This window comes from Nonomuraea sp. NPDC049758 (genome assembly GCF_040674635.1).
Taxonomy (GTDB): Bacteria; Actinomycetota; Actinomycetes; order Streptosporangiales; family Streptosporangiaceae; genus Nonomuraea.
In genome coordinates, this window is record NZ_JBFAMZ010000015.1 from 158,916 (window position 1) to 184,187 (window position 25,272).

At 72.0% G+C, this 25,272-nt stretch carries 25 protein-coding genes and 1 pseudogene; 11 read left to right on the top strand and 15 right to left on the bottom strand.

Annotation, left to right across the window (positions count from 1 at the left end; all coding sequences use genetic code 11):
• Positions 1 to 15 precede the first annotated feature (15 nt).
• Positions 16 to 1,167, top strand: a complete 1,152-nt coding sequence (locus AB0J46_RS34135) for a C45 family peptidase (protein ID WP_364338227.1) — start codon at positions 16 to 18, stop codon at positions 1,165 to 1,167.
• Between the two features lie 6 nt (positions 1,168 to 1,173).
• Here the strand turns inward: AB0J46_RS34135 and AB0J46_RS34140 are convergent, their stop codons facing one another.
• Both AB0J46_RS34140 and AB0J46_RS34145 read right to left on the bottom strand, forming a co-directional pair.
• Positions 1,174 to 2,757 carry a thiamine pyrophosphate-dependent enzyme gene (locus AB0J46_RS34140; protein ID WP_364338228.1) on the bottom strand — a complete coding sequence of 528 codons (1,584 nt, stop codon included), beginning with the start codon at positions 2,755 to 2,757 and terminating at the stop codon, positions 1,174 to 1,176.
• Positions 2,754 to 2,978, bottom strand: a pseudogene (locus AB0J46_RS34145) (ABC transporter ATP-binding protein); the annotation flags it as partial. The gene AB0J46_RS34140 and the pseudogene AB0J46_RS34145, both read right to left, overlap by 4 nt.
• Before the next feature lie 112 nt (positions 2,979 to 3,090).
• Between AB0J46_RS34145 and AB0J46_RS34150 the strand changes: the two are divergent.
• Positions 3,091 to 3,861, top strand: a complete 771-nt coding sequence (locus AB0J46_RS34150) for an IclR family transcriptional regulator (protein ID WP_364338229.1) — start codon at positions 3,091 to 3,093, stop codon at positions 3,859 to 3,861.
• A 28-nt stretch (positions 3,862 to 3,889) separates the two neighbouring features.
• On the opposite strand, the gene AB0J46_RS34155 is transcribed toward AB0J46_RS34150, so the two are convergent.
• Positions 3,890 to 4,762, bottom strand: a complete 873-nt coding sequence (locus AB0J46_RS34155) for a MurR/RpiR family transcriptional regulator (protein ID WP_352328557.1) — start codon at positions 4,760 to 4,762, stop codon at positions 3,890 to 3,892.
• The gene (locus AB0J46_RS34160; protein WP_364338230.1) at positions 4,747 to 6,177 is read right to left on the bottom strand and encodes a glycoside hydrolase family 3 protein; all 1,431 of its coding nucleotides are present in this window, start codon (positions 6,175 to 6,177) and stop codon (positions 4,747 to 4,749) included. Before AB0J46_RS34160 ends, AB0J46_RS34155 begins: the two co-directional genes overlap by 16 nt.
• Before the next feature lie 88 nt (positions 6,178 to 6,265).
• Here AB0J46_RS34160 and AB0J46_RS34165 point away from each other — a divergent pair, with 88 nt between their 5' ends.
• The gene (locus AB0J46_RS34165; RefSeq protein ID WP_364338231.1) at positions 6,266 to 7,795 is read left to right on the top strand and encodes a family 10 glycosylhydrolase; all 1,530 of its coding nucleotides are present in this window, start codon (positions 6,266 to 6,268) and stop codon (positions 7,793 to 7,795) included.
• A 233-nt stretch (positions 7,796 to 8,028) separates the two neighbouring features.
• Here AB0J46_RS34165 and AB0J46_RS34170 read toward each other — a convergent pair whose 3' ends face one another.
• Positions 8,029 to 8,679, bottom strand: a complete 651-nt coding sequence (locus AB0J46_RS34170) for an FHA domain-containing protein (RefSeq protein WP_352362084.1) — start codon at positions 8,677 to 8,679, stop codon at positions 8,029 to 8,031.
• Between the two features lie 181 nt (positions 8,680 to 8,860).
• On the opposite strand from AB0J46_RS34170, the gene AB0J46_RS34175 reads away from it, so the two are divergent.
• The 4 genes from AB0J46_RS34175 to AB0J46_RS34190 all read left to right on the top strand — a co-directional run bounded on the left by AB0J46_RS34175 (position 8,861) and on the right by AB0J46_RS34190 (position 11,963).
• On the top strand, positions 8,861 to 9,982 hold the full coding sequence (locus tag AB0J46_RS34175) for a citrate/2-methylcitrate synthase (RefSeq protein WP_364338232.1): 1,122 nt from the start codon (positions 8,861 to 8,863) through the stop codon (positions 9,980 to 9,982).
• Positions 9,979 to 10,278: a DUF3017 domain-containing protein gene (locus AB0J46_RS34180; RefSeq protein ID WP_364338233.1), complete on the top strand. Its 300-nt coding sequence runs from the start codon at positions 9,979 to 9,981 to the stop codon at positions 10,276 to 10,278. Before AB0J46_RS34175 ends, AB0J46_RS34180 begins: the two co-directional genes overlap by 4 nt.
• A gap of 53 nt (positions 10,279 to 10,331) precedes the next feature.
• Positions 10,332 to 11,549 carry an NADP-dependent isocitrate dehydrogenase gene (locus AB0J46_RS34185; protein WP_358282324.1) on the top strand — a complete coding sequence of 406 codons (1,218 nt, stop codon included), beginning with the start codon at positions 10,332 to 10,334 and terminating at the stop codon, positions 11,547 to 11,549.
• Positions 11,550 to 11,663: 114 nt separating this feature from the next.
• Entirely contained in the window at positions 11,664 to 11,963 is a 300-nt protein-coding gene (locus AB0J46_RS34190) for a hypothetical protein (protein ID WP_364338234.1), read from the top strand.
• Positions 11,964 to 12,009: 46 nt separating this feature from the next.
• Here the strand turns inward: AB0J46_RS34190 and AB0J46_RS34195 are convergent, their stop codons facing one another.
• Positions 12,010 to 12,591, bottom strand: a complete 582-nt coding sequence (locus AB0J46_RS34195) for a GNAT family N-acetyltransferase (protein WP_364338235.1) — start codon at positions 12,589 to 12,591, stop codon at positions 12,010 to 12,012.
• Positions 12,592 to 12,643: 52 nt separating this feature from the next.
• Between AB0J46_RS34195 and AB0J46_RS34200 the strand changes: the two genes are divergently transcribed.
• Positions 12,644 to 13,567, top strand: coding sequence for a LysR substrate-binding domain-containing protein (locus tag AB0J46_RS34200; protein WP_357969738.1), 924 nt, complete (start codon positions 12,644 to 12,646; stop codon positions 13,565 to 13,567).
• Here AB0J46_RS34200 and AB0J46_RS34205 read toward each other — a convergent pair.
• From AB0J46_RS34205 to AB0J46_RS34225, 5 genes are read right to left on the bottom strand one after another with little or no spacing between them, the layout of a single operon-like run.
• Positions 13,536 to 14,288 (bottom strand): serine hydrolase, encoded by a 753-nt coding sequence (locus AB0J46_RS34205; RefSeq protein ID WP_364338236.1) that lies wholly within the window; start codon positions 14,286 to 14,288, stop codon positions 13,536 to 13,538. The genes AB0J46_RS34200 and AB0J46_RS34205 overlap by 32 nt on opposite strands.
• Positions 14,285 to 15,868, bottom strand: coding sequence for a D-aminoacylase (locus AB0J46_RS34210; RefSeq protein WP_364338237.1), 1,584 nt, complete (start codon positions 15,866 to 15,868; stop codon positions 14,285 to 14,287). The genes AB0J46_RS34205 and AB0J46_RS34210 overlap by 4 nt, the downstream gene beginning before the upstream one ends.
• 31 nt (positions 15,869 to 15,899) lie before the next feature.
• Entirely contained in the window at positions 15,900 to 16,652 is a 753-nt protein-coding gene (locus AB0J46_RS34215) for an amino acid ABC transporter ATP-binding protein (protein WP_364338310.1), read from the bottom strand.
• Position 16,653: 1 nt separating this feature from the next.
• Positions 16,654 to 17,484 carry an amino acid ABC transporter permease gene (locus AB0J46_RS34220; protein ID WP_364338238.1) on the bottom strand — a complete coding sequence of 277 codons (831 nt, stop codon included), beginning with the start codon at positions 17,482 to 17,484 and terminating at the stop codon, positions 16,654 to 16,656.
• Positions 17,481 to 18,350, bottom strand: a complete 870-nt coding sequence (locus tag AB0J46_RS34225; protein WP_358282336.1) for an ABC transporter substrate-binding protein — start codon at positions 18,348 to 18,350, stop codon at positions 17,481 to 17,483. The genes AB0J46_RS34220 and AB0J46_RS34225 overlap by 4 nt, the downstream gene beginning before the upstream one ends.
• A 122-nt stretch (positions 18,351 to 18,472) precedes the next feature.
• Between AB0J46_RS34225 and lysA the strand changes: the two genes are divergently transcribed.
• Entirely contained in the window at positions 18,473 to 19,708 is a 1,236-nt protein-coding gene (gene lysA / locus AB0J46_RS34230) for a diaminopimelate decarboxylase (protein ID WP_364338239.1), read from the top strand.
• Positions 19,709 to 19,733: 25 nt separating this feature from the next.
• On the opposite strand, the gene AB0J46_RS34235 is transcribed toward lysA, so the two are convergent.
• The gene (locus tag AB0J46_RS34235) at positions 19,734 to 20,249 is read right to left on the bottom strand and encodes a pyridoxamine 5'-phosphate oxidase family protein (protein ID WP_364338240.1); all 516 of its coding nucleotides are present in this window, start codon (positions 20,247 to 20,249) and stop codon (positions 19,734 to 19,736) included.
• A 102-nt stretch (positions 20,250 to 20,351) separates the two neighbouring features.
• Positions 20,352 to 20,810, bottom strand: a complete 459-nt coding sequence (locus tag AB0J46_RS34240) for a MarR family transcriptional regulator (protein WP_364338241.1) — start codon at positions 20,808 to 20,810, stop codon at positions 20,352 to 20,354.
• Positions 20,811 to 20,876: 66 nt separating this feature from the next.
• On the opposite strand from AB0J46_RS34240, the gene AB0J46_RS34245 reads away from it, so the two are divergent.
• Together AB0J46_RS34245 and AB0J46_RS34250 are read left to right on the top strand one after the other, a co-directional pair.
• Positions 20,877 to 21,374 (top strand): SgcJ/EcaC family oxidoreductase, encoded by a 498-nt coding sequence (locus AB0J46_RS34245; protein ID WP_364338242.1) that lies wholly within the window; start codon positions 20,877 to 20,879, stop codon positions 21,372 to 21,374.
• 108 nt (positions 21,375 to 21,482) lie between these two features.
• Positions 21,483 to 22,511: a polysaccharide deacetylase family protein gene (locus AB0J46_RS34250; RefSeq protein WP_364338243.1), complete on the top strand. Its 1,029-nt coding sequence runs from the start codon at positions 21,483 to 21,485 to the stop codon at positions 22,509 to 22,511.
• Here AB0J46_RS34250 and AB0J46_RS34255 read toward each other — a convergent pair.
• A complete protein-coding gene (locus AB0J46_RS34255) occupies positions 22,505 to 23,587 on the bottom strand; it encodes a hypothetical protein (RefSeq protein WP_364338244.1) in 1,083 nt (360 codons plus the stop codon). The two genes, AB0J46_RS34250 and AB0J46_RS34255, sit on opposite strands and share 7 nt — an antisense overlap.
• Positions 23,584 to 25,260 (bottom strand): hypothetical protein, encoded by a 1,677-nt coding sequence (locus AB0J46_RS34260; protein ID WP_364338245.1) that lies wholly within the window; start codon positions 25,258 to 25,260, stop codon positions 23,584 to 23,586. Before AB0J46_RS34260 ends, AB0J46_RS34255 begins: the two co-directional genes overlap by 4 nt.
• Positions 25,261 to 25,272: the final 12 nt, after the last annotated feature.

The window sequence follows — 25,272 nt, forward strand, 5'->3', positions numbered from 1 at the left end:
ACGGAAGGCCGATTCATGGACACCCCGCTCATCGCTGTCGAGGGCACCTACGAGGAGATGGGGGCCGAGGTCGGCCACCGCACCGCAGACCTGGTCGAGCGGAGCGTCGAGACCTACCTGCGGCGGTTCCGCGACAAGTCCGGGCTCTCCTCGGCCGACGTGCTGCGCTGGGGCCAGACCTTCCTCGACGTGGCCAGGGCGTACGACCCGAGCATCGCCGCCATGCTGGCGGGCCTGGCGGCGGGCGCGGGGCAGCCGGTCGAGCACATCGCCGCGCTCAACGCCCGTACCGAGCTGCTCGACGGCACCGGCTACCACGACGACGGCTGCACCGCGCTGGCCGTCCTGCCCAAGTACACCCGCGACGGCCACACCCTGCTCGCCCAGAACTGGGACTGGCATCCCGAGCAGGGGGCGGTCACCTTCCTGCTGGCCACCCGCGACCCCGAGGGGTTCGCGGTGCTCACGCTGGCCGAGGCGGGCATGCTCGCCAAGTCGGGGCTCAACTCGGCGGGGCTCGGGGTGTGCGCCAACCGCCTGCAGTCCGACCGCGACCAGGCCGGGGCGGGGGTCCCGTACCACTTCCTGCTGCGCGGGGTGCTGCAGTCCGACCGCATGAGCCGGGCCCACCGCAAGGTGCTCGACGTGCCGCGCGTCTCCTCGGGCAACCTGCTCATCGCCGACGCCGGAGGCGAGGCCATCGACCTGGAGGTGGCTCCGGGCGCGTTCGGCGCGCTGCTGCCGCGCGACGGCCTGCTCACCCACGCCAACCACTTCGAGGCCGAGCTGCCGCTGGAGGACATGAAGGCGGCCAGGTCCGGCCTGACCCTGCTGCGCCCCGAACGCGTGCGCCACCTGCTGGAGGACGCCGCCGCCGAGCGCGCGGTCGGCCTGGAACACGTCGTCGCGGCCCTGCGCGACCACTACTCCTTCCCCGACGGCGTCTGCCGCCACCTCGACCCCGACGCCGGCCCGGCCGAGGAGTGCCACACGGTCTACTCCGTCGTCATGGACCTCGACGCCCGCGAGCTGGCGATCGCCGGCGCGCCGCCGTGCGCCCGCCCGTACGAGCGGTGGGCCCTGGAGGAGGTCTTCAAGCCGGACGCAGCCCCCGAGCTCTGCTTCGACCCGGCAGCCGACGACGGTCGCCGCCCTCCGGCCTGGTGAGCCGGCTCACGGCCGGAAGTCCCGGTCCACGGCCACGGTGACGTTGAGCAGCAGGGGCTCCTCGCGGGCGGCCAGCGACGGGATCACCTCGTCGAGCACGGCCCCCAGCTCGGCGGGGCCGTCCACCCGCCGGGCGGGGCAGCCCAGCGACCTGGCCAGCGCGGCCATGTCCACCTCCGCGAACGGCGGCCAGGGGGCCTTGCCGCCCTGCCGGTCGGCCAGCCGGTCCATGACCGCGTAGCGGCCGTTGGCGAGCACGACGAACAGCGCGCCCACCCGGTAGTGGGCGGCGCTCCACAGGGCGTGCACGCCGTACAGCGCCGAGCCGTCGCCCACGACCGCGACCACCGGGCGTCCGGGCAGCGCCATGCGCAGGCCGACGGCGGCCGGCACGGCGAACCCGAGCCCGCCCATGGCCGCCGAGACGAAGCCCAGCGGGTTCCTGGCCGGGACCAGCCGGTGCAGGTCGGGACGGGACGACGGGGTCTCCTCCAGCAGCACGACGTCGCGGGGCAGCCGCCGGGCCAGCTCGCGCAGCACGTACGCGGGCCGCAACGGCTCCCCGCCGGGCGCCTCAGGAGCCGGGGCCGTTGGAACGGCCGCCGGAGCGGCGGGACGGGCTGGCAGCAGGGCCGCCAGCCGCTCGCAGACGACCCCCGGCGGGGCCAGGACGGCCAGGTCGGCCGGGCTCCGGTGCGCTTCGGCCGGGTCGTCGGTGACCACGGCGACCGCCGTCCCCGGCTCGACCAGCGGCCCCGGCGCGTACGGGTACTGCCGGAACACCGGCGCGCCCACGGCCAGCACGACGTCGTGCGGCGCGAGCACGGCCCGCAGCCGCTCCCGGTCGGCCGGCAGCACCCCCGCGTACTGCGGATGGTCCTGCGGGAACCCCGCCAGCGCCCCGAACGACTCCTGGAACACCGGGCACGCCAGCCGCTCGGCCAACCGCACCAGCGGCCCCCAAGCCGCCCCCGCCCCCGCCACGATCGCCGGGGACCGCGCCCCGGCCAGCAGCTCGACCAGCGGCGCCAGGCCGGCGTCGGGCACGGCGGCGGGCCGCAGCACCCGGGCCGGGGCCGCCGGGGTCTCGCCGGCGAAGGGCGCGTCCCAGTCGTCCATCGGCACCACGACCAGGGCGGGGCCCCGGTGCGTGACCGCCTCGTGAAAGGCCCTGGTCAGCGCGCCGGGCACGTCCTGCGCCCGCACCGGCTGGTCGGTCCACACCGGGTAGTCGCCGGCCAGCCCGGCCAGCCGCCCGGCGAGGAACGGCTCCAGCGCCAGGTGCCGCCGGTCCTGCTGCCCCACCAGGACGACCAGGGGCGCCCGGTTCACCCGGGCCGTGGCGAGGGCGCCCACCGCGTTGCCCAGCCCGGCCGTGGTGTGCAGCACGGCCAGCGCGGGCTCGGCGTGCCCGACGGCCCAGCCGGTGGCCATGCCGACGACCGAGCCCTCGTGCAGCGCGAGCACGAAGCGGAGGTCGTCCGGCAGGCCGGTCAGCAGCGACACCTCGGTCGAGCCGGGGTTGCCGAAGATCGTCGTCAGGCCGTACCGCCGCAGCACCTCGAACGCCGCCGCCCGCACTGTGCTCATCGTGCCCCTCTCGCCTGCTGGATCCGCCGGTAGACCTGCCCGCGCAGCTCGCCGAAACGCGGCAGCGACCGGGTGGTGAGCTGGTCCCGGTCATGCGGCAGGTCGATGGCCAGGTCCTCCGGGTCGGCCCTGGTCTGCGCGTCCACGGCGGCGAACGGCTCGTCCATGAGCAGGACCTGCGGCTCGTAGGCCACGGCCCGCGCGATCGCCACACGCTGCTGCCTGCGACGCACGGCTGTCCCTAGGTGTTCGCTATGCGCACAGGTATTCTCTGTCCGAACAGCTCCATATGGCGGAAACTACGCCCTTGTCGGCTTCTGTCAAGGGATCACCATGGTCGATCACGTGCAGTCGCTGGCCAGAGGGCTGGCGGTGATCCGCGCGTTCAGCGCCGCGGCGCCCGAGCTGACGCTCACCCAGGTGGCGCGGGCGACCGGCCTCAGCCGCGCCGCCGCCAGGCGCTTCCTCATCACGCTCGCCGACCTTGGCTACGTGCGCAACGACGGCCGGCTGTTCGCGCTCACCCCGCGCGTCCTGGAGCTCGGGTACGCCTACCTGTCCGGCCTGTCGCTGCCCGAGATCGCCGGTCCCCATCTGGAACGCCTGGCCGCCGAGGTGCACGAGTCCGCCTCGGTCGCGGTCCTCGACGGCGAGGACGTCGTGTACGTCGCCCGCGTCGCCACCGCCCGGATCATGAGCGTGTCGATCAGCATCGGCACCCGCTTCCCGGCCTACTGCACGTCGATGGGCCGGGTGCTGCTGTCCGCCCTGCCGCCCGGCGACCTGGACGACTACCTGGGACGGGCCGCGTTACGCGGGCTGACCTCCAGGACCGTCGTGCGGCCCGACGCGCTGCGGGCCGAGCTGGAGCAGGTGCGCCTGCGCGGCTGGGCGATGGTGGACCAGGAGCTGGAGGAGGGCCTGCGGTCCGTCGCCGCGCCCGTACGCGACCACGCCGGCCGTACGGTCGCCGCCGTGAACGTCTCCACGCACGCCGGCCGCACCAGCCTGCACCAGGTCAGGACGGGGCTGCTGCCGGAGCTCCTGGCCACGGCGGCGCGCATCGAGGCCGACCTGGCGAAGGTCTCGGTGACCCGCGCCTGACGCCCTCCTGCCGGTCGCCGGTCGTCCGTCACCGGTTGCGGTAGCGGTCGGTCGCGTCGCGGGTGGCCCGGATCGCCGCCTCGGCCCGGTCGTAGGTGCGCTGGGCCAGGCCGACGAAGATGCAGTCGACGATCAGCAGCTGGCTGATCCGGCTGGCCAGCGCGCCGGGCCGGAAGGCGGTCTCCCGGCCGGCCGACACCAGCGTGTGGCTGGCCAGGTCGGCCAGCGACGAGCGCGGGTTGTTGGTGATGGCCACGATCAGCGCCCCCGCCTCGGCCGCCGTACGGGCCGGGACCAGCACGTCGGGCGTCTCGCCGCTGCAGCTGATGGCCACCGCGACGTCGCCGTCCCGCAGCAGCGCCGCGCTGGTCAGGGCCAGGTGGGCGTCGCTGAACGGGTGGCTGGACAGGCCGATGCGCAGCAGCTTCTGCGACATGTCGGCGGCCACCAGCCCGGAGGCCGCCACGCCGTAGACGTCCACCCGCCGGGCCACCGCGATGGCCTGGACGACCTCGCCGAGCTGGTCGGGGTCGAGCTGCGCCGCCGTGTCCGCCAGCGCGTCGGACTCCGCCCGCGCCACCTTGGCGATCACGTCGGTCAGCGGGTCGTCGGGGGCCAGGTCGCCGGGCACCAGACGTTCGGGCTGCTTGGCCACGGCGGCGGCCAGCGCGAAGCGCATCTGCGAGTAACCGGCGAAGCCGAGCGCCCGCGCGGTGCGCACGATCGTCGCCTCGCTGGTGCCCGACACCGCGCTGAACTCGGTGATCGTGCTCCGCACGACCAGCCCCGGGTCGTCCAGGATGATGCGCCCGATGGCCTGCGCCGCCGGGGTCAGCGACGGCAGCACCGCCCGCACGGTGGCGACCGGGTTCGCGGGCTCGGTGTTCAACGGGTCAGCCATTCGGCCGCCGCCTGCGCGGAGACGCGGGAGATGCCGTGCGTGGCGAGGTGGGCGGCCCCGACGGGCGCGTCGCTGATGCCGGTGTCCACCACGATCGCGTCGGGCCGGACGGCCAGCGCCCGCGCCAGCGCCTCGCGCACCCACGGATGCCGGGCCGCGTCGTGCACCACGAGCACCACGGGACGGTCGTCGAAGGCGGGCAGCTCGCCGTCGCGGTCGAGGCGCACCCTGGCGGTGTTCGGCAGCCGGGCGGCCAGCGCCGCCGCGATGCCGGTCGGCGTGGCGGGATCGACCGCCTGGTTGAGGCGGGTGTTGACCTCCACGACCAGCGGCCCCCGGTCGAGCACGGCGGTGCCGGTGGTGGTCAGCGCGGCCCTGGCGGCCTCCAGGCCGACGCCCTCGTCGACGTCGGCGCGGGCCTTCTCGCGCAGCTCGGACCGCTCGGCGTACCAGGTGGACAGGGCGAGCACCCGGCCGGCCGCCTCGGCCAGCCGCTCCTCCGCCAGCCGGCCCGTGCGCACCGCCTCCACGATGGCGTCGCGCATCTCGTGCAGGCTGCGCTCGTCGGCCCGGCCGGCGCAGATCGTGTCGGCGCCGGCGGCCAGCGCGCGCACCGCGATCTCGCCGGGGCCGAACATGGCGGCCACGGCCTGCATCTCGATCGCGTCGGTGACCACCACGCCGTCGAAGCCGAGCTCGCCCCTGAGCAGGTCGGTCAGGGCGCTGCGGCTGAGCGTGGCCGGCATCGACGGGTCGAGCGCGGGCACGAGCAGGTGGCCGGACATGATCGAGCGAACCCCGTGCGCGATGGCGGCCCGGAACGGCGGCAGGTCACGCTCGTCCAGCACCGCCCGCGAGGCGTGCACGGTGGGCAGCGCCAGGTGGGAGTCGGTGGTCGTGTCGCCGTGACCCGGGAAGTGCTTGGCGCAGGCGGCCACGCCCGCGCCCTGCACCCCGGCCACGTACGCGACGGTGTGCCGGGCGACCAGCTCGGGGTCGGGCCCGAACGAGCGCACGCCGATGACCGGGTTCTCCGGATTGGCGTTCACGTCGGCGGAGGGGGCGTAGTCGAGGGAGATGTCCAGTTCGGCGAGCATCCGGCCGATCTGCCGGCCGACCCGCTCGGTCAGCTCGACGTCGTCGGCCACGCCCAGCGCCCGGTTGCCGGGGAAGGAGCTGCCGGCGAGCACTTCGAGCCGGGTGACCGCGCCGCCCTCCTCGTCGATCGCGACGATCGCGCCGGGGTTCTCGGCGCGCACCGAACGGACGAGCTGCTCGCCGATGGAGTTGCGGGCGAACAGGATGACGCCGCCTAGGCCCTCGCCCAGCGCGCGGCGCAGCCAGTCGGGAGGCGACGTCCCTTCGAACCCCGGCTGGAGCACCGTCATCGCAAGTCGGACCAGCTCTGCGCTCATGCGGCATTTTCCTTCACGGTTGTTGATCTGAAGGTAATTTTCTGTCATCGTCGCCCTCGACACAACCATTGTCGAGAGGCCACCCCCCATGCCCAGCAGAAGGACTCTCCTGAAGGGTCTCGCTCTCGCCGCCGCCGCGTCCGCCGTGCCGCTGCCGGCCTTCGCCCAGGCAGACTACGTCCCCCCGCTGCGTCAGATGCGCGGCATGTGGATCGCTTCCGTGGTCAACATCAACTGGCCCTCGAAGCCGGGGCTGAGCGCCGACGAGCAGAAGGCCGAATACCTGGCCTGGCTCGACGTGGCCGTGCAGCGCAAGCTCAACTCCGTGTTCGTGCAGATCAGGCCGACCGCCGACGCGTTCTGGCCGTCGCCGTTCGAGCCCTGGTCGCAGTACCTGACCGGCACCCAGGGCCAGGACCCCGGCTACGACCCGCTCGGGTTCGCCGTGGAGGAGACCCACAAGCGCGGCCTGGCCTTCCACGCCTGGTTCAACCCCTACCGCGTGTCGATGCAGCCCGACCCGAGCAAGCTGCACCCCGATCACCCCGGCCGCAAGAACCCCGACTGGATCCTGCCGTTCGGCGGCAAGCTCTACTACAACCCGGGCATGCCCGAGGTCCGCAAGTTCTGCCAGGACGCGATGATGGACGCGATCACCCGCTACGACATCGACGGCCTGCACTTCGACGACTACTTCTACCCGACCAACACCACTGCTTTCGACGACAGTGCCGCGTTCGCCAAGTACGGCGCCGGCTTCCCCGACCTGGCCTCCTGGCGGCGCAACAACGTCGACCTCATGGTCAGCGAGATGCAGCAGCGCGTCCTGCAGGCCAAGCCGGAGATCGCCTGGGGCATCAGCCCGTCGGGCATCTGGCGCAACAAGGGCACCGACCCGCTCGGCTCCGAGACCAACGGCGGCCAGTCCTACGACAACCTGCACGCCGACACCCGCGGCTGGGTCAAGAAGGGCTGGCTGGACTACATCGCGCCGCAGCTCTACTGGTACATCGGGCAGCCGCCGGCCGACTACTCCAAGCTCGTCCCGTGGTGGTCGGACGTGGCCGCGGGCACGAACACGCTGCTGTGGATCGGGCAGGCGGCGTACAAGGCGGGCGACCCGGCCCAGGCCGCCGAGTGGCAGAAGCCGGACGAGCTGTCCAGGCACCTGACGCTCAATCGCGCCCACCCCGAGGTCGGCGGCGACATCTGGTACAACGCCAACGACGTCAAGGTGGACCGGCTCGCCTCCATCACGACCGCCGTCAACGACCACTACCAGCGGCCCGCGCTCGCGCCCGTGCTGCCCCGCCTGGCGAACGGCGAGCCGCCGCGCCGCCCGGTGGTGGCGTACGCGCTGCGCCGCACCGGCGGCGTCGAGGTGCGCGTGGTCGCCACCGGCCGGGACGAGCCGTTCCAGTTCGCCATCTTCCGCTTCCCGGACGAGGCCGGCCAGAACGCCTTCGCCGACGCGCGCAACCTGGTCGCGGTCGTGCCCGCCGACCGCCAGATCCGCTGGACGGACCCCGACGGCAAGCGCGGCGACCACTACTACGCGGTCGCCGTCGACCGGGCCAACAGGACCAGCAAGCCCAGCCACGGTTTCCGGGTGATCTGAAGGACACCGGTGAAGGAACGCTGACCTCCGGCGACGAGCGCATGGCTCACCAGCGCGCGTCGCCGGCGCGTTCCCTGACCGGCGTCGAGCACGGCGCGCGCCACCGGCCTGTCGGCCCGCGGTCGCCCGCCGTCGCCCGTTCCGCGCCCAGCAGGGATGAGCGCAGTGATCTCTCGATGGTTCCGACGCTGCCGGAACCCCTCGCCGAAGCCCCGGTCGCGATCTGGCTCCCTCTAGGAAGCCCTCCTACCGGCCGCCGACGGCTGCTGCTCAGCCGCGGCGCCCGCCGACCGCTGTGGTGGCACCACAGGAGTCGGGCGCACCAGCCCGAGCGCGACGACCTCGTTGGCGAGGCGCGTGCGGCGGTTGGTGCCCTCAGGAATCCTGAACTTCTGGTACAGCCGCAGCAGGTGTTGCTTGACCGCGGCTTCGGTCACGACCAGGTCGTCGGCGATCTCGCGCGCCGTCGCCGGAGCGACGAACGCCTCGTCGGACAGCGCCGGCCTGCAGAGCGAGGTCAGCACATCGACCTCGCGCCTGGTCAGCTCGGGCGCCGCCGCCCTGCGCAGCTCGACCTCGGGGGTGAAGTCCTCACGGGGGACTCCACCGATGCGACCCCGCGCCGCGCCGAACGAGACGACGTCTCCGTCGTCAAGGACCCTCCGGGCGATCGGCCTGCCGTTCACCCGTGTGCCGTTGCGGGACAGGCCCAGATCAACGACGTACAGGTAGGGTCCTCGTCTGACGAACTCGGCATGGAGTCGAGACACACTGGGGTCGGTGAGCCGGATGTCCACACCCCGGCCTCTCCCGACCGTCGTGATCTCGGGGCGCAACGGGACCACGTCGCCGGTGTCCTCGATGCGTATGAACGGCCCCTCCACGGCAGTTCCTCCCCAGGTAGCCCGCCGTAACTATTACTACAGCTCCGGCTTACCCAACCGAGGGGATGCGGAATCTCCTTTGCCGAAAGGAGAATCCCCTGTGAAATTGGTCTGGACCTCTGCGGACGGTTTTACCTGCTCACGGGTAGACTTCGGAGGAAGATAAGCGGAGGAAACACTCATGGCGGACAAGCCCACGAAAGGCCTGGCCGATGTCGTCGCCGCGTCCACAGCGCTGAGCGACATCGACGGCAAGGCCGGTCGCCTCTTCTACCGTGGATACGACATCCACGATCTGGCCGGCCGAGCGACGTTCGAGGAGACCGCGTACCTGCTGCAGCACGGCAGGCTGCCCGACCGGGCCCAGCTGGAGGCGTACAACGCCGACCTGGCCCAGGGCAGGGAGCTCGGCGCGCTGGTCGCCGCCAACGTGGCGGAGATCGCCGAGAAGCAGAAACCCATGGAGGCGCTCCGCTCCCTCGTCTCACTCTCCGGCGCCGACGACCCCGACAAGGACTCCACCGCCCCCGACGCGAACCTGCGCAAGGCGGCCCGCCTGACCGCGCAGCAGCCCGTGCTGGTCGCCCGCTACCACGCCGCGCGCACCGGCGGCGCGGCCCCCGAGGCCGACCCCGAGCTCAGCATCGCCGGCAACTTCCTGCTCCAGGTCACCGGACGCGCCCCCGAGCGGCGTGCGGTCGAGATCTTCGACGAGTGCCTGGTGCTGCACGCCGACCACACGATGAACGCCTCGACGTTCGCCGCCCGCGTCTGCGCCGCGACCCTGTCGGACATGCACTCGGCCATCGTCGCGGCCATCGGCACGCTCAAGGGCCCGCTGCACGGCGGCGCGAACGAGCAGGTCATGAAGACCCTGGAGTCGATCCCGCCGGGCGGGGTGGCCCAGGCCGTGCGCGACAAGCTCGCCGCGGGCGAGAAGATCATGGGCTTCGGCCACCGCGTCTACAAGACCGAGGACCCGCGCGCGACGCACCTGCGCCGCATGTCCGCCGAGCTGGCCGAGGCCGCCGGCGACGACACCTACTACCGGATGTCGAAGGAGATGGAGGAGGTCGTCTTCGAGACGAAGGGCCTCTATCCGAACGTCGATTTCTACGCGGCGTCGGTCTACCACTACCTTGGCATTCCGACGGACCTGTTCACCCCCGTCTTCTCGATCAGCCGCATGTCCGGCTGGACCGCGCACGTGATCGAGCAGCATGCCGACAACAGGCTGATCCGGCCCGACAGTGAATACATTGGCGAGCGCGATCAGAAGTGGAAGCCAATAGAAGAGCGTTGAGCCGAGAGAACGAACGTGAACGCTGGGGACCGTTCCCGCTGATCGTGGCGGGAGCGGTCGCCGCCGTGCTCGTGATCCTGTTGGTGGACCCGCGCTGGGGCGGGTTCGCGCTGGGCGGTGTGCTGATGGTCGCCGCCGCGCTCCGGTTCGCCGGGTTCGACGGGCAACTGGCCGTCCGCGACAAGAAGACGGACGTCTTCACGCTGATCGCGTTCGGCTTCCTCATGGCCCTGACCTCGCTCGCGCTGTACAACAACGGGTTCAAGGCCTGGCTCCTGTCCCTTTTGGCCGGTTGACGGGACGGTCCGATAGCCTCAACGCATCCATTCATTGAAGGGGAACCATTCGCATGCCCAAGATCAAGGTGGAGGGTCCGGTCGTCGAGCTCGACGGCGACGAGATGACCCGGATCATCTGGCAGTTCATCAAGGACCAGCTGATCCTTCCCTACCTCGACGTCGACCTGAAGTACTACGACCTGGGGATCGAGTACCGGGACTCGACGGACGACCAGGTCACCATCGACGCCGCCAACGCCATCAAGAAGTACGGCGTCGGTGTGAAGTGCGCCACCATCACCCCCGACGAGGCGCGGGTCGAGGAGTTCGGGCTCAAGAAGATGTGGAAGTCCCCGAACGGGACCATCCGCAACATCCTCGGCGGCGTGATCTTCCGTGAGCCGATCATCATGTCGAACGTGCCGCGGCTCGTGCCCGGCTGGACCAAGCCGATCGTCGTCGGCCGTCACGCCTTCGGCGACCAGTACCGCGCCACCGACCTGGTCATCCCCGGCGAGGGCACCCTGACCCTCACGTACACGCCGAAGGACGGCTCCGAGCCGATCGAGCTCGACGTGTACGACTTCCCGGGCAGCGGCGTCGCCATGGCGATGTACAACCTCGACGAGTCGATCCGCGACTTCGCCCGCGCCTCCATGCGCTACGGCCTGGCCCGCAACTACCCGGTCTACCTGTCGACGAAGAACACCATCCTCAAGGCGTACGACGGCCGCTTCAAGGACATCTTCGCCGAGGTCTTCGAGACCGAGTTCAAGGCCGACTTCGACAAGGCCGGGCTCACCTACGAGCACCGCCTCATCGACGACATGGTCGCCGCGGCGCTCAAGTGGGAGGGCGGCTACGTCTGGGCCGCCAAGAACTACGACGGCGACGTGCAGTCCGACACCGTCGCCCAGGGCTTCGGCTCGCTCGGCCTGATGACCTCCGTCCTCATGACCCCCGACGGCCAGACCGTCGAGGCCGAGGCCGCCCACGGCACCGTGACCCGCCACTACCGCGAGCACCAGAAGGGCAACCCCACCTCCACGAACCCGATCGCCTCGATCTTCGCGTGGACGCGTGGCCTGGCCCACCGCGGCAAGCTGGACAACACCCCCGCCGTGACCGACTTCGCCAACAAGCTGGAGCAGGTCTGCATCGAGACCGTCGAGAGCGGTCAGATGACCAAGGACCTCGCCATGCTGGTCGGCGGCGACGCCAAGTGGCTCACCACCCAGGACTTCCTGGCCGCCCTGGACGAGAACCTCAAGAAGAAGATGTCTGCTTGAGAGAAAACGGCCTCTACCTGCGGCTCCGTCGCACGGTAGGGGCCGTTTCGCATGTCCGGGGCCGTCTGCGGGCCGTCTGCGGGCCGTCCCGGCCGGCGGGCGTCGGTCCGGGGGGTGACGAAGTGGGCCACCGGCCTGCCCGCCGCGACCCTGCTCACCACCGCGCTGCTCGCGGGCCTCGCCCCGGCCGCCCACGCCGTCCCCGACGGCTGCACCTCCAGCGTGAACGGCTCCACGGCCGAGAGCCGCTGCACGGGCGGCACGGGCCAGCACCAGATCGCGATCACCGTCCTGCACGTCAACCCCGCCGTCGGGTACGTCTACAACGTCGGCCCGTGGGTCTCTCCCGGCCAGGTCTCCTCGGCCACCATCCCGCCCGGCACGATCATCTCCATCCGCGTCAACAAGCGCTGAGACGCGGGCCGCCTCCGGGCGGCGGCTGACCCGCCGCCGAGGCGGGCTACCTGCTCGCGCGGCGCCAGTCGCTTGCGGTGAGGCGGTACAGGACGTGGCGGCGCAGCCGGTGGCCGGGCGGCAGGACGGGATGGTCGAAGTCCCCCTCGGGGTCGTGGACCATCCCGAGGCGGCGCATGACGGCGCTGGAGCGGGTGTTGACCGTGGCCGTGAAGGAGACCACCTCCGCCAGGCCGAGCCGGTCGAAGGCGAAGCCGAGCGCGGCGCCGGCCGCCTCGCTCGCGTAGCCGTGCCCCCACGAGCCGCGGTCGAGCCGCCAGGCGATCTCCGTCGCGGGCATGAAGGGGGCCTCGAACGTCGGCCGGTGCAGGCCGGTGAAGCCGATGAACTCGCCGGTGTCCAGCCGCTCCAGCGCCCAGCGTCCCCAACCCTGCCGGGTGATCAGGTCGTCGCTGGTGGCGGCGAGCGCGTCGCTCTGCTCGCGGCTGAGCGTGGCGGGGAAGTGTTCCATGACCTCGGGATCGGCGTTGAGCTCCGCGAAGGGCTCGCGGTCGGAGGGGCGCCAGGGCCGCAGCAGCAGGCGCTCGGTACGCAGCTCGACCGGCGGCAGGTGGGTGGAGTCGATCACCGGTGACATCTTATGCGCGGAGCGAGGTGGGGGAGCTCGTACTCTTGGTCCCGTGTTGAGTAGTAACCGGCTGCGTGTCCTGCTTGAGGTGTTCAGGACGGGCAGTATCGCCGGTGCGGCCAGGGTGCTGAAGTTGTCGCCGTCCGCGGTGTCCCATCAGCTGTCCCGGCTGGAGCAGGAGGCGGGGGTCGGGCTGGTCGAGCGCAACGCCCAGAGCCTGCGGCTGACCGAGGCGGGACGCCGCCTGGCCATCCGCGCCCAGGAGGTCGTCGACATCATCGAGGCGGCCGAGAAGGACCTGCTCGCCCAGGCCAGGGTGGACGCCGGCGAGCTGCGCATCGGCTTCTTCGCCTCCGCCGGGTACCGGCTGCTGCCGCTGGCGTTGTCGCGGTTCGCCTCCCGGTATCCCAAGGTGGCGCTCGACCTGGTGGAGGGCCAGCCGTACGAGCTGCTGCCCGATCTGGAGCGCGGCGCGCTCGACGTGCTGGTGGTCTTCGAGCACGCGCTGGACCCGTGGCAGTGCCCGGAAGGGGTGGAGGTCGTCCACCTGTTCGACGAGCCGCAGCTGCTGGTCCTGCCGACCGGCCACGCCGCCGCCCAGCGGCCCAAGGTGCGGCTGGCGGACCTGGCCGAGGAGCCGTGGATCACCACGTTCGGCGCCGAGCACCCGGTGTCGATCCTGGAACGGGCCAGCACGCTGGAGGGCTTCTCGCCGCGGATCCGCTGCCGCAGCGACCACTACGAGGTGACGATCGGCCTGGTACGGGCCGGGCTCGGCGTCGCGCTGGTGCCGAGCCTCGGCCTGCAGGGCGCGACCGGGCTGCACACCTGCCGGCTGACCACGCCGAACCTGTTCCGCAGGATCGGCGTGGCCAGGCGGCCGACCAATCCCAACCCGGCCGCCCGGTCGTTCCTGGCCTACCTGCGGACGGCCTCGGCCCAGCTCAGGAACTCGCTGGAGCCGTCGCTGCGCTGAGGCGGGCGGCGACGTCCAGGCCGGCCCGCCGTACGGCGGCGGTCAGGTCGTGCTCGCTGCCCGCGGGGCCGTGGGCCAGGACGGCGTAGGCGATGCGACCGTCCATGATGCCGACGTCGGACCGGACGCCCTCGTCGGTGCCGGTCTTGTTGGCCAGCCAGTCGCCCTCGGGATCGTGCCTGACCAGGGCGGGGACGAGCCCGTGGTCGGTGTTCTGCCGCATCCAGCCGCGCATGAGCGCCTGCCAGCCGCCCGGACCGGCGAGCAGCGCGGCCAGGCCGGACAGCTCGGCCGCGGTGCCGATCGCGAACGTCGGCGGGTCCTGCGGGGTGCGCGGTTCCCTGATGCGGTCGAGCAGCCTGGTCCGCGACAGCCCGAGGGCCGCGGCGGCGGCGTTGACCCGGTCCAGGCCGATCGTGCGCAGCAGCGCGTTCGTGGCGGTGTTGTCGCTGACGGCGGCGGTCAGCAGGGCGAGGTCGCCGACCGTCCAGGCGCGCGCGGACAGCGACGTGAGCAGCCCGGAGCCGCCGCAGTAGTCGTCCTCGTGCAGCGTCACGGGCGTGTCGGGGGCCAGGATGCCGCCCTCGACGCTCATCGCCACCTCGGCCAGCAGCAGCAGCTTGCCGACGCTGGCCAGCGGCAGCTCGGCGTCCTCGTTGACGCCGTGGAACTCGCCCGTCACCAGATCCCGCGTCGCGACGGCGAGCGTGATGTCGTTCACCGCCCGATGATCCTTCCTGGTCTGTCCTCGGTGAGCCTGTTGTCCTGCACGGCGAGCCGTCCGGCCACCACGACGGCCCTGATGCCGACGGGAGGCAGCAGCGGGTCGGCGTAGGTCGCGCCGTCGGCCACCGCCGCGGGGTCGAAGAGCACCAGGTCGGCGTGCGCCCCGTCGCGCACGACGCCCCGGTCCGCCAGCCCGAACCGGTCGGCCGCCATGCCGGTCATCTTGTGGACGGCGGTCTCCACCGGGAACAGTCCCTGGTCGCGGGAGTAGCGGCCGAGCACCCTGGGGAAGGTGCCGGCCAGCCGGGGGTGCGGATGGCCCGGCTTGGGCACGCCGTCCGAGCCGATCATGACGTACTCGCTCGCCAGGACCCGCTGGACGTCGTCCTCGCGCATGGAGTGGCTGATGATGGTCACCTCGCCGTCCTCGGCGAGCAGCAGCTCGGCCGCCGCGTCCACGGGGTCGCCGCCCAGCTCGGCGATCGTGCGGCCCTCGGCCTCGGGATGACGGGTGGCGCAGGCGACCGAGATGCGGTCCCAGCCGCCGTTGCCGACCGTGTTCTCCCAGCCCGGCACGCCGTTCTCGATGGCCGCGCGCATCCGGTCGCGCTGGCCGGGGTCGCGCAGCCGGTCGAGCAGCGCCTCGGTGCCGCCGTCGTTGGCCCACGGGGGGAACATCGCCGACAGCGACGTGCTGCCCTCGGTGTAGGGGTAGACGTCGCAGGTGAGGTCCATGCCCTGGGCGCGCAGCGCGGCGATGCGGGGGAGCGTGCGCAGGGTCTTGCCCCAGGCGTGCTTCCCGGCCGTCTTGTGGTGGCTGACGTGCAGCGCGGCCCCGCTCCTGCGGGCGATCTCGACGGCCTCCTCCAGCGCCTCCTCCACGCGCGACATCTCGTCCCGCAGGTGGGTGACGTACGGCTTGCCGTGCCGGGCCGCGACGCGGGCCAGCGCGACCACCTCGGCGGTGTCGCCGTACGTGCCGGGGGTGTAGATGAGGCCGGTGGACAGCCCGGCGGCGCCGGCCGCCAGCGCCTCGTCGAGCAGCGCGCACATGGTGGCGAGCTCGGCGGGGGTGGCCGGGCGGTCCTCGTAGCCGAGCACGCCGGCCCGCAGGGTGCCGTGGCCGACGAGGGAGGTCAGGTGGTTCGACCGGGGGGCCCGCTCGTGCGCCGCGACGAACCCGTCGTAGTCCTCAAAGATCGGGATGTCGCCGCCGAAGCCGGCCCTGCTCGACCGGCGCAGCGCCGGCACCCGCTCGGGCAGCGCCGGGAACAGGCTCGACCCGCAGTTGCCGCAGATCTCCACCGTGACGCCCATGAGCACGGGCGCGGCGGCCAGCTCCCGGCCCGCCTCCCCGAGCAGGGTGACCGCGTCGGAGTGGGTGTGCACGTCGATGAACCCGGGCGCGACCACCAGCCCGGCGGCGTCGATCACCCGCCCCCCGCCGCCGTCGGACGGGCCCTCCCCGGGCAGCAGGACGAGGCGGTCACCGCGGACGCCGACGTCGGCCCGGCGCAGCGGCGCGCCCGTCCCGTCGGCCACGAGGCCACCGCTGATCAGCATGTCGAGGCTCACGTGGCCGAACCCTCCCTGAGAAGCGAGCCGTTCACAGCACCTGCCCGAGGAAGGCGCGAGTGCGCTCGTGACGCGGCGCGGACAGCACCTCGCGGGGCGGCCCCTCCTCCACGATCACGCCGTCGTCGATGAACACCAGGTGGTCGCCCGCCTCTCTGGCGAAGCCCATCTCGTGGGTCACCACGATCATCGTCATCCCGCTGGCCGCCAGGTCGCGCATGACCTGCAGCACCTCCTGCACCAGCTCGGGGTCGAGCGCGCTGGTCGGCTCGTCGAACAGCATGAGCTTGGGGTCCATGGCCAGGCTGCGCGCGATCGCGACCCGCTGCTGCTGGCCGCCCGACAGCTGCCTGGGGTAGTGGCCGGCCCGGTCGGCCAGCCCCACCCGGTCGAGCAGCGTCATCGCGCGCTCGGCCGCCTTGGCCTTCGGCAGGCGCTTGACCGTGCACGGGCCCTCCATGACGTTCTCCAGCGCGGTCATGTGCGGGAACAGGTGGAAGCGCTGGAAGACCATGCCGATCTCCTGGCGCTGGCGGCACAGCTCGCCGGGCCGCAGCAGGTGCAGCTTGCCGCCCTGCTCGCTGAAGCCCATGAGCTCGCCGTCGACCCACACCCGGCCCGCGTCGATCGTCTCCAGCCGGTTGACGCAGCGCAACAGCGTCGACTTGCCGGACCCGGACGGGCCCACCACGCAGACCACCCCGCCGGCCGGCACGTCGAGGCTGACGCCCTTCAGCACCTCCAGCTGGCCGAAGCGCTTCCTGACCGATTCGATCTTCACCATGCTAGTGGCCACGGCTGAACCTCCTCTCCAGGGAGCGCTGGCCGAAGGTGGCCACGGTGGTGAGCAGCAGGTACCAGGTGGAGGCGACCACCAGCAGCGCGATCACCTCGAAGTTGTCCAGGTAGATGCGCTGGGAGACGGTCAGCAGCTCCGCGCCGGAGATGACCGAGACCATCGAGGTGGTCTTCAGCATGGAGATGAACTGGTTGCCGGTCGGCGGGATGATCACCCGCATCGCCTGCGGCAGCACGACCCTGCGCAGGATCTGCCGGTGCGACATGCCCAGCGACTCGGCCGCCTCCCGCTGCCCGGGATCCACCGAACGGATGCCCGCGCGGACGATCTCGGCCATGTACGCGCCCTCGTTGATGGTCAGCCCGAGCAGCGCCGCCGTGAACGGCGTGATCAGCTCGTTGGCCGGCCACTGGAGGAACATCGGGCCGCCGAACGGCACGCCGAGCCCGATCTCGGGGAAGACCAGGCCGATGTTGAACCAGAAGATGAGCTGCACCAGCAGCGGCGTGCCCCGGAAGAACCAGGTGTAGAGGCCGGCCGCGCCGCGCAGCACCGGGCTGTCCGACAGCTGCATGACGGCGGCGGCCACGCCTAGGGCGACGCCGATGACCATGGACAGCGCGGTGAGCGCGATAGTGATCCACAGGCCGCCGAGCACGCGGCCGTCCAGCAGGAACTCGGCGATGACGTCCCAGTGGAGGTTGGGGTTGACGATGACGGTGTAGGCCAGCCACGCCATCACCAGCGCCGCGACCACCGCCGCGACGAGCCGCCCGGGTCTGGGCGGCTTCACCGCCTCGATCGGGAGTTCCATCATGCGCCGGTGTTGATCGTGACCTTGGGCACGGCGTTGGCCGTCGTGCCGTACTTCTCCAGGATCTTGCCGTACTCGCCGCTGTCGATCAGCTCCTGCAGCGCCTTGGCGACGGCGTCGCGCAGGCCGGTCTGCTTCTTGTCGATCGCGATGCCCCAGGGGCCGGCGTCGTACTGCTCGGCCAGGACCTCGTACTTGCCGGTCTCCTTGGCGTACATGGCGGCCACGGGGGAGTCGACGATCGTGGCGACGGTACGGCCGGAGTCGATGGTGAGCAGGCCGGTGGGGGCGTCCTCGCTCTGCATGATCTCCATCTTCTGGGCGCACTTCTCGTTCTGGCGCTTGCCGATCTCCAGGTTGGAGCTGCCCTTGGCCAGGACGACCTTCTTGCCGCACAGGTCCTCAAGGGTCTTGATGCCCTCGGGGTTGCCCTTCTTGACCATGATCGAGCCGCCGGCGTTGAAGTAGTCGACGAAGTCCACGGCCTTGCGCCGCTGTTCGAGGTCGCTGAGCGCGGCCATGGCGATGTCCCACCGGCCGCCCTGCAGGCCGGGGATGAGACCGTCGAAGGAGGCGTTGATGATCCGCGTCTTCAGCCCGAGCCGCTCGCCGACCGCCACGGCCAGGTCGGCGTCGACGCCGGTCATCTCCTGGGTGCCCGGCTTGTACATCTCCATCGGGGGATAGCCTTCCGAGGTCGCCATGCGGAGCTCGCCGGACTTCCGTACGGAGTCCGGGACGAGGTCCTTGGCGCTCTTGCCGGTCGAGGAGGGCGGCGTGGGGGCGGCCGCCGTACCCGAGGTGGACCTCCCGCATCCCGCGCCGAGCGCGCAGGCCGCCACCAGGGCGATGACCAGGTGTGTTCGCATGGCATGTCATCGTGGCCAGGCCGTCAGGCGGCACCAAGCCTCGTGAAGGCATGCGACCCTCAGCAACGAATCCGTCGATGCTCGACCCTTCCCGCCCTCGCGGTTGTTTACGCTCGCCCCTCATGAGTTTGGACATCTGGCCCCAGACCACCACATGGCACGACGGGGAGCTGCGGCTCGGCGGGATCGGCGCGGTCGAACTGGCCCGGGAGCACGGCACGCCCGCGTACGTGCTGGACGAGGCCGACTTCACCGCCCGCGCCCGCGCCTGGCTGGACGCGCTGCCCGACGGCGACGTGCACTACGGCGGCAAGGCGTTCCTCTGCCCCGAGGTGGTGCGCTGGCTGGACCGGCTGGGCCTGTCCCTCGATGTCTGCACGGGCGGCGAGCTCGCCGTGGCCATGGCCGGCGGGATGCCGCCGGAGCGGGTCGTCTTCCACGGCAACAACAAGTCGGCCGACGAGCTGCGCAGGGCCGTGGCCTGGGGCATCGGCTGCGTGGTCGTCGACTCCTTCGCCGAGATCGCCAGGCTCGCCGGGATCGCCGCCTCCCTGGGCGTCCGGCAGCGGGTGATGATCAGGGTGACGCCGGGCGTGGACCCGCACACCCACGCCTTCATCGCCACCGGCGGCGAGGACTCCAAGTTCGGCTTCTCGCTGAGCGCCGGCGCCGCCGCGCTCGCGGTGGCGCAGGTGACCGCCGAGCCCGCGCTGGAGCTGTACGGCCTGCACTCCCACATCGGCTCGCAGATCTTCGAGCTGGACGGCTTCGGCACCGCCGCCGCCAGGATGGCCGCCTTCGCCGCCGAGACCGGCGTCACCAGGCTCGACCTGGGCGGCGGCCTCGGCATCGCCTACACACCGGATGACCCCACCCCGCCCACGCCCGCCGAGCTCCTTGCCGTGCTCAGGAAGGAGACCGCGGGCCTGCACCTGGCCGTCGAGCCCGGCAGGTCGATCGCCGGGCCGTCCACGGTCGCCCTGTACGAGATCGGCACGATCAAGGGCCGGTACGTGAGCGTGAACGGCGGCATGAGCGACAACCCCCGCCCCGGCATGTACGGCGCCGCCTACACCGCCACCCTGGCCAACCGCGCCTCCGACGCCCCCACGAGCGCGTTCACCGTGGTCGGCAAGCACTGCGAGAGCGGGGACGTGCTGGTCAGGGACATCGCGCTGCCCGGCGACGTGCGGCCCGGCGACCTGCTCGCCGTCCCGGTGTCGGGCGCCTACCAGCGCTCGATGGCCAGTAACTACAACCACGTGCCCAGGCCGCCGGTCGTCGCGGTGCGCGACGGGGAGGCGCGGGTCATCGTCCGCCGCGAGAGCGAGGAGGACCTGCTGCGGCTCTACCTGTGACGCGGCCGCGAAGCCGCGCCGGCGGTCAGAACGTGAGCTTGGCCAGGTCGGGGGCGTAGGCGGTCATCCAGCTCGGGTGCAGCCGGAAGTAGACCACGTCGTTCTCCCAGTCGAAGGCGTCCGCGCCGTAGAAGTCCTTGAAGTAGTCCAGGAGGGCCGGCCAGTCGGCGGCCGGCTCGCCGTCCCGCGGGTTGAGGATCTCCACCCTGCCGTGGGTGAACACGCCCAGGTCCTCCCCGCGCATGTGGGCGACGCTGGCCGCCGGGCGGGCGGCGAGGTGGCGCGCCTTGGCGGCGTCGCGGGCCGTGCCGAAGTGCCATTTGCCGTGCAGGAAGTGGCCGTCGGCGCCGCTGATCCGCGGCTCGCCCTTCGCCGTCACGGTGGACACGGCGAGGACGCGCATGCCGGTCAGGATCCCGGTGAGCTGCTCGGCGTTCAGGGTGCGCTCGGTGACGATCGAGCGCAGGTGCGAGGTGGAGCGGGAGAGCGAGGCGTCGAGGAGCGCCTGGAGCTCTTCGAGCTCCTGCGGGGTTTCGCGCATTGAGGTCCTTGTCTGTACGTACGTACCGGCCCGCGGTCGGCGCCGGCCGGTGGGACCATGCTCGACCGGAAACCCGACACCCTGTGTCGTGTTTTCCGGAACTCAGGACGAATCTCTGACGCGGGCCGCCTGTTCCTCCTGGACCCTGCGGGCGGTGCGCAGGAAGCCGAGGATCACCGCCAGCTCGTCCGGCCCGTAGCCCTCCAGCGCCCGCGCGCCCGCCTGGCCGACCGGGACGAAGATCTCGGCCTCGGCGGTGCGGGCGGCGTCAGTGGCGGCGACCAGGACGCGGCGGCGGTTGGCCGGATCGGGCGCACGGGCCACCATGCCCGCGCGCTCCAGCCGGTCGATGACGGTGGTGACGGCCGCCGGGCTGAGCTTCAGCGCGAGGCTGAGCGCGCCCGCGGCGACCGGGCCCTCGGCCAGGACGACGTCGAGGCAGCGCAGGTCGGTGCGGTTGAGGCGGAGCCGGGCCGCGGCGGCCTCGTCGAAGGCGTCGAAGCTCTGCTGCAGCTGCCGGAGCTCCATGGCGATCTCTCCGATGACGGCACGTTTCGACATTCGAATCTTTCTAGTATCGTACTTTTCGTCAGTCAAAATGACGGTATCACTTCCGGAGGCACCGCCATGCGCTCGACCAGCCTCGCCGCGCCCGACATCGCCGAGATCCAGCGCCTCTTCGCCGACTTCATGGCGGCCTGGACCGCCGGGGACGCCCGCGCGTTCGGCGCCCTGTTCACCGACGACTCCGACTACGTCTCCTACGACGGCACGATCGCCCGCGGCCGCCGCGCGCACGAGCTCAACCACGACAAGCTCTTCCGCGGCGTCCTGGCCGGCTCGGCGCTCGTCGGCGACCTGGAGTCGGTGCGCTTCCTCACCCCCGACGTGGCGGTCGTGCACGGCACGGCCTCCGTCCTGATGCCCTGGCGGTCCACGCTGCCCAGGCGGCGGCTGTCCCGGCAGACCGTCGTCGTGGTGCGGACGGGCGCGGGCTGGCGCATCGGCGCGATCCACAACGGCCGGGTCCGGCCGGTCGCCGTCCCGGAGCCGGACGCGTTCCCGTCCCGGATGTCGCAGCTGATGGCCCGGGTCGCCGGCCGGCTCGGCCTCGGCAGGGGGTGACGCTTTTCGCAATCCCTGACCCTTCCTTGACGAGGTCGCGGCGTGGCGCAGTTGATCATCTGGGTAAGGCCCAACCTGTAACAGTCGTACGCGTCTCGGGGGGTTCGGATGCGACTGGGTATTTTGACAGGAGCGGGGCTCCTTGCGGCCGCCGTCGTCCTGACCGGGTGCGACTCGCCGCCCGACACTGCCAAGATCACCGACAGCAAGGCCGAGGCCGCGGCCAGGCTGAAGCAGAGCAAGGCGGCCAAGATCGCGCTGGCGCGCAAGGTGAAGGCGAACGAGCTGGGCCAGATCCCGGTGCTGATGTTCCACCGGGTCATCAAGAACCCGGCCACCACCGACGACAGGACGCCGCAGCAGTTCCGCTCGGACCTGGAACGGCTGGTCAAGGAGGACTACGTCCCGATCAGCGCGTCGGAGATGGTGACCGGGAAGATCAACGTCCCGGCGGGCAAGCATCCCGTGGTCCTGACGTTCGACGACTCCTCGCCCTCGCAGCTCACCCTGAACGAGATGGGCGTCCCGCAGCCGGACACCGCCGTGGCGATCCTGCGCGAGGTGGCCGCCAAGCACCCGGGTTTCCGGCCGGCCGCCACCTTCTACGTCACCCGCGACATGTTCGGCAAGACCGTGCGCGAGGAGCAGGCCCAGACGCTGGGCTGGCTCAAGGACAACGGCTTCGACATCGGCAACCACACCCGTGACCACGTCAACCTGCACGGACGCTCGGAGAAGGAGGTGGAGGACCAGATCGGCGGCATCGCCAAGCAGATCGACGACCTGACCAAGGTCAAGCCCAACTCCATCGCCCTGCCGTACGGCAACCAGCCGCGCAACAAGAATTGGGCGCTGCACGGCAAGCTCTACAACCATGCAGGCGCGTTCCTGGCCGGATACACGCCCGCGCCGTCGCCGTTCAGCAAGGCGTTCGACCCGGGCGGCATCCCGCGCATCCGGGTCATGGAGAAGAAGGGCGACTGCGCGCAGTTCTGCTCGGCGGCCTGGCTCGACTGGCTCAAGAACAACCCGGACATGCGCTACACCTCGGACGGTGACGTCAGCACGGTCGCGTACCCGAAGTTCAAGAACCCGTACCTGCGCAAGTCCTTCACCGCCTGGAGCCTGCCCTACTGACGGACGCGCCCGAGCACCACGCTCAGCTCGGCGGGTTGCAGCATGAAGTCGGCCACCTCGCCGGTGACGTCGATCGGGCGGATGGCCGCGGTGCGCAGGTCCAGCACCAGGTAGGCGGTCTCGCCCAGCGGGCCGTTCGCCCTGACCGTGAGGGTGTCCTCGTCCTCCCAGCGCAGCAGGGCGGCGAGCCACCAGCCGGTGGCCAGCCGCGGCGTGACCGTGCGCACGTGTTCGCCGGTCTTCGTGTCGAACAGGGCGACGCCCTGCTGGAGCACGCCGCCGGGGGTGAGCTCCCGGTGCCGTGACGCGATCAGGCGGCCGGAGGGGGACGGCTCGATGGCCCACTCCACGTTGCCCGGCATGGTGTAGCCGCGCAGCAGGTCGCCCTTGGGCGAGTAGACGGCGAACCGCACCGACCTGAGGTGGCCCGGGGAGCGGCGGGTGGGCTCGCCGCTCTTCATGACGAGACCTTCCGACGTCCATCCGGCGACCTGCCCGCGGTCCGGCAGGCGGGTGGCGGTGCCGCGCGCGACGTCCACGATCACGGGCGGCTCCAGCACCACGTCGGTGTCCTTGGTCAGATGGTCGGGCTGGAGGAGCACGTGCCGGCCGTCCAGGGAGAACAGCGGCGGCTGAGCTCCGAACAACGCCGTGACGGTCCCGCGTGGCTGCCTGACGGGGAGGCGTTCGACGGCTCCCGTCCGCAGGTCGGCCACGACGTAGGTGTTGTCGCTGTCCCTCAGGAAGGCGGCACGCCGGCCGTCCCGGCTGAGGGCGAACATCGTCCCGTCGAAGCTGTACGGCAGCCGGCCGCGCTCCGCGCCGTCCCCGACGAGGATCATGTGCGCGCACGCGTCGCAGCTCGGGGCGTACGCGTAGCGGATCGGGGTGGCGTACTTCGTGCGCTTCGCAGGCTTCGCCGGCTCTTTGGCCGTCCTGCCGGGCGTGACCGGCTGGGAGCCGACGAACCGCACGCCGGGCTCCGCCGGCAGGGGCGCGGCGACCCACCCGGCGGCCAGGACGGCGACGAGAACGGCGACCCCCGCCCGCCAGGGGACCCTCCGGCGGCGCGTCACGCCAGCCTGCCGACGACGACCTGGCGGAGGTAGGGCGGGAAGTCCTTCACCTGGTGCCTCTTCCCTGTCTCCAGGTCCACGAGGTACGGGCGGGGATCGTCCCAGCCGATCATGACGAGCAGGCGCCCGTCGTCCGTCCACCGCACCAGCTCGGCCTCGGCGCCCGGCCCGCCCAGCGTCGCGCGCCCCCGCACCCGGCCGCCGGTGCGCGGATCCATGGTCAGCACCTCGTTGTCCGAGAAGAGGACCAGGCGGTCGCCGTCGGGCGTGAGCAGCGCCTGCAACGCCGGGTCGAAGGGCGTCCTGGTGCGTACGGACCCCTGCGCGTCGAGCGTGACCAGCTCTGTGTCGGGGGCGCCCTCCAGGGCCCGTCGGCCGGTGGTGGCGACCACCTTGCCGGGCACGACGCCGATCACGCGGCCGATGCCGGGCAACCGCCTCCGGGCCCCGGTGACGGCGTCCACCAGGTCCACTCCGTCCGGCCAGGTCAGGATGACATGCCGGTCGTCCTGGCCGAAGGCCGCGTCGGGCACGCCTTCCCCGGGCCCGGTCAGCGGGCGCGGGGCCTTCTCGGCGGACAGGTCGTGCAGCACGAGACGGCCGGTCGCCGCGTCCAGGTAGATGAGGCGGTAGCCGTCGCCGCTGATCACGAGCGGCGCCCGCCGATTGCTGATCGGCATCACCGCGCGGGCCTGGGGAAGGGCGACCGTCTGCCATGAGCCGGAGCGTCTCAGGTGCAACCGCCAGCGGTGGTGGCTCTGGTCGGCGTAGCCGATCGGCGCGGGGAGTGGCCCGGAGAGCGCCGCGGGAGCAGGCGGCGAGGCGCCGCGCCAGACCACGAGGCTGTTCCAGGCCGTGATCAGGCAGACGGTCGCCAGCGCCGCCGACACGGCGCGCCAGGGCACCCGCCACCGGCCCGGCACACCGGGCCGAAAACGTCCGGAGAGGATCCAGGCGAGCAGGGGCAGTCCCCAAACCGTCACGTGGCTGAGGAGAAGCAGGTCGTCGTGGAGGCCGGGCAGCTCGGAGAGCGGCGCCGCCCACAGCGCTGCCGCGCTCCCGCCCGCCATCAGCATCCGGGCCGTGTCCGACCTCATGGCCGCCTCGGCGGCGACCAGATCGGCGGGCCCCTGCGCGAGGGGCCGGCCCAGATCGTGCAGCACGGCCTGGACGATCACCACGACCGCGAGCGTCCACGCGGCGGCGGCGCGTCCGGCGGATCCGACGTCACCCAGGAAGGAGCGTGCCACCACGTGGAGCGCGACGCCGCAGGAGAGGGCGGCGCAGATGCGCCAGACGATGACGAGCGGCCGTGACCCGAGGCCCAGCCGCGGCGCGCGGAACGTCCGTGGCCCCGGCCCGCTGCCCTTGGACAGCCCGCGGGCCAGCACTCCGAGGGTCCAGCCGCCCACTGGCAGGAAGAGGCGGAGGCCGAGGTCGCCCGAGACCAGCGGCAGAGCCATGAGAACCGTTCCCGCACTCGCCCCCGCCCACCGGAACCGCCGGGTGACCTGCATGTGGCGCAGCATCAGCGGGCCGTTGAACGCGGTGAAGAGCACCTGCTGCCGGGCCGAGAACCGGTCCGCGGCGGCCCGGCTCATCGGCCTGTTCGCGACGAGCGCCGCTGTCGCCGCCGACAGCACCGCGACGGCGACGACGATCGCGATCACCATGAAGAGGCGTCT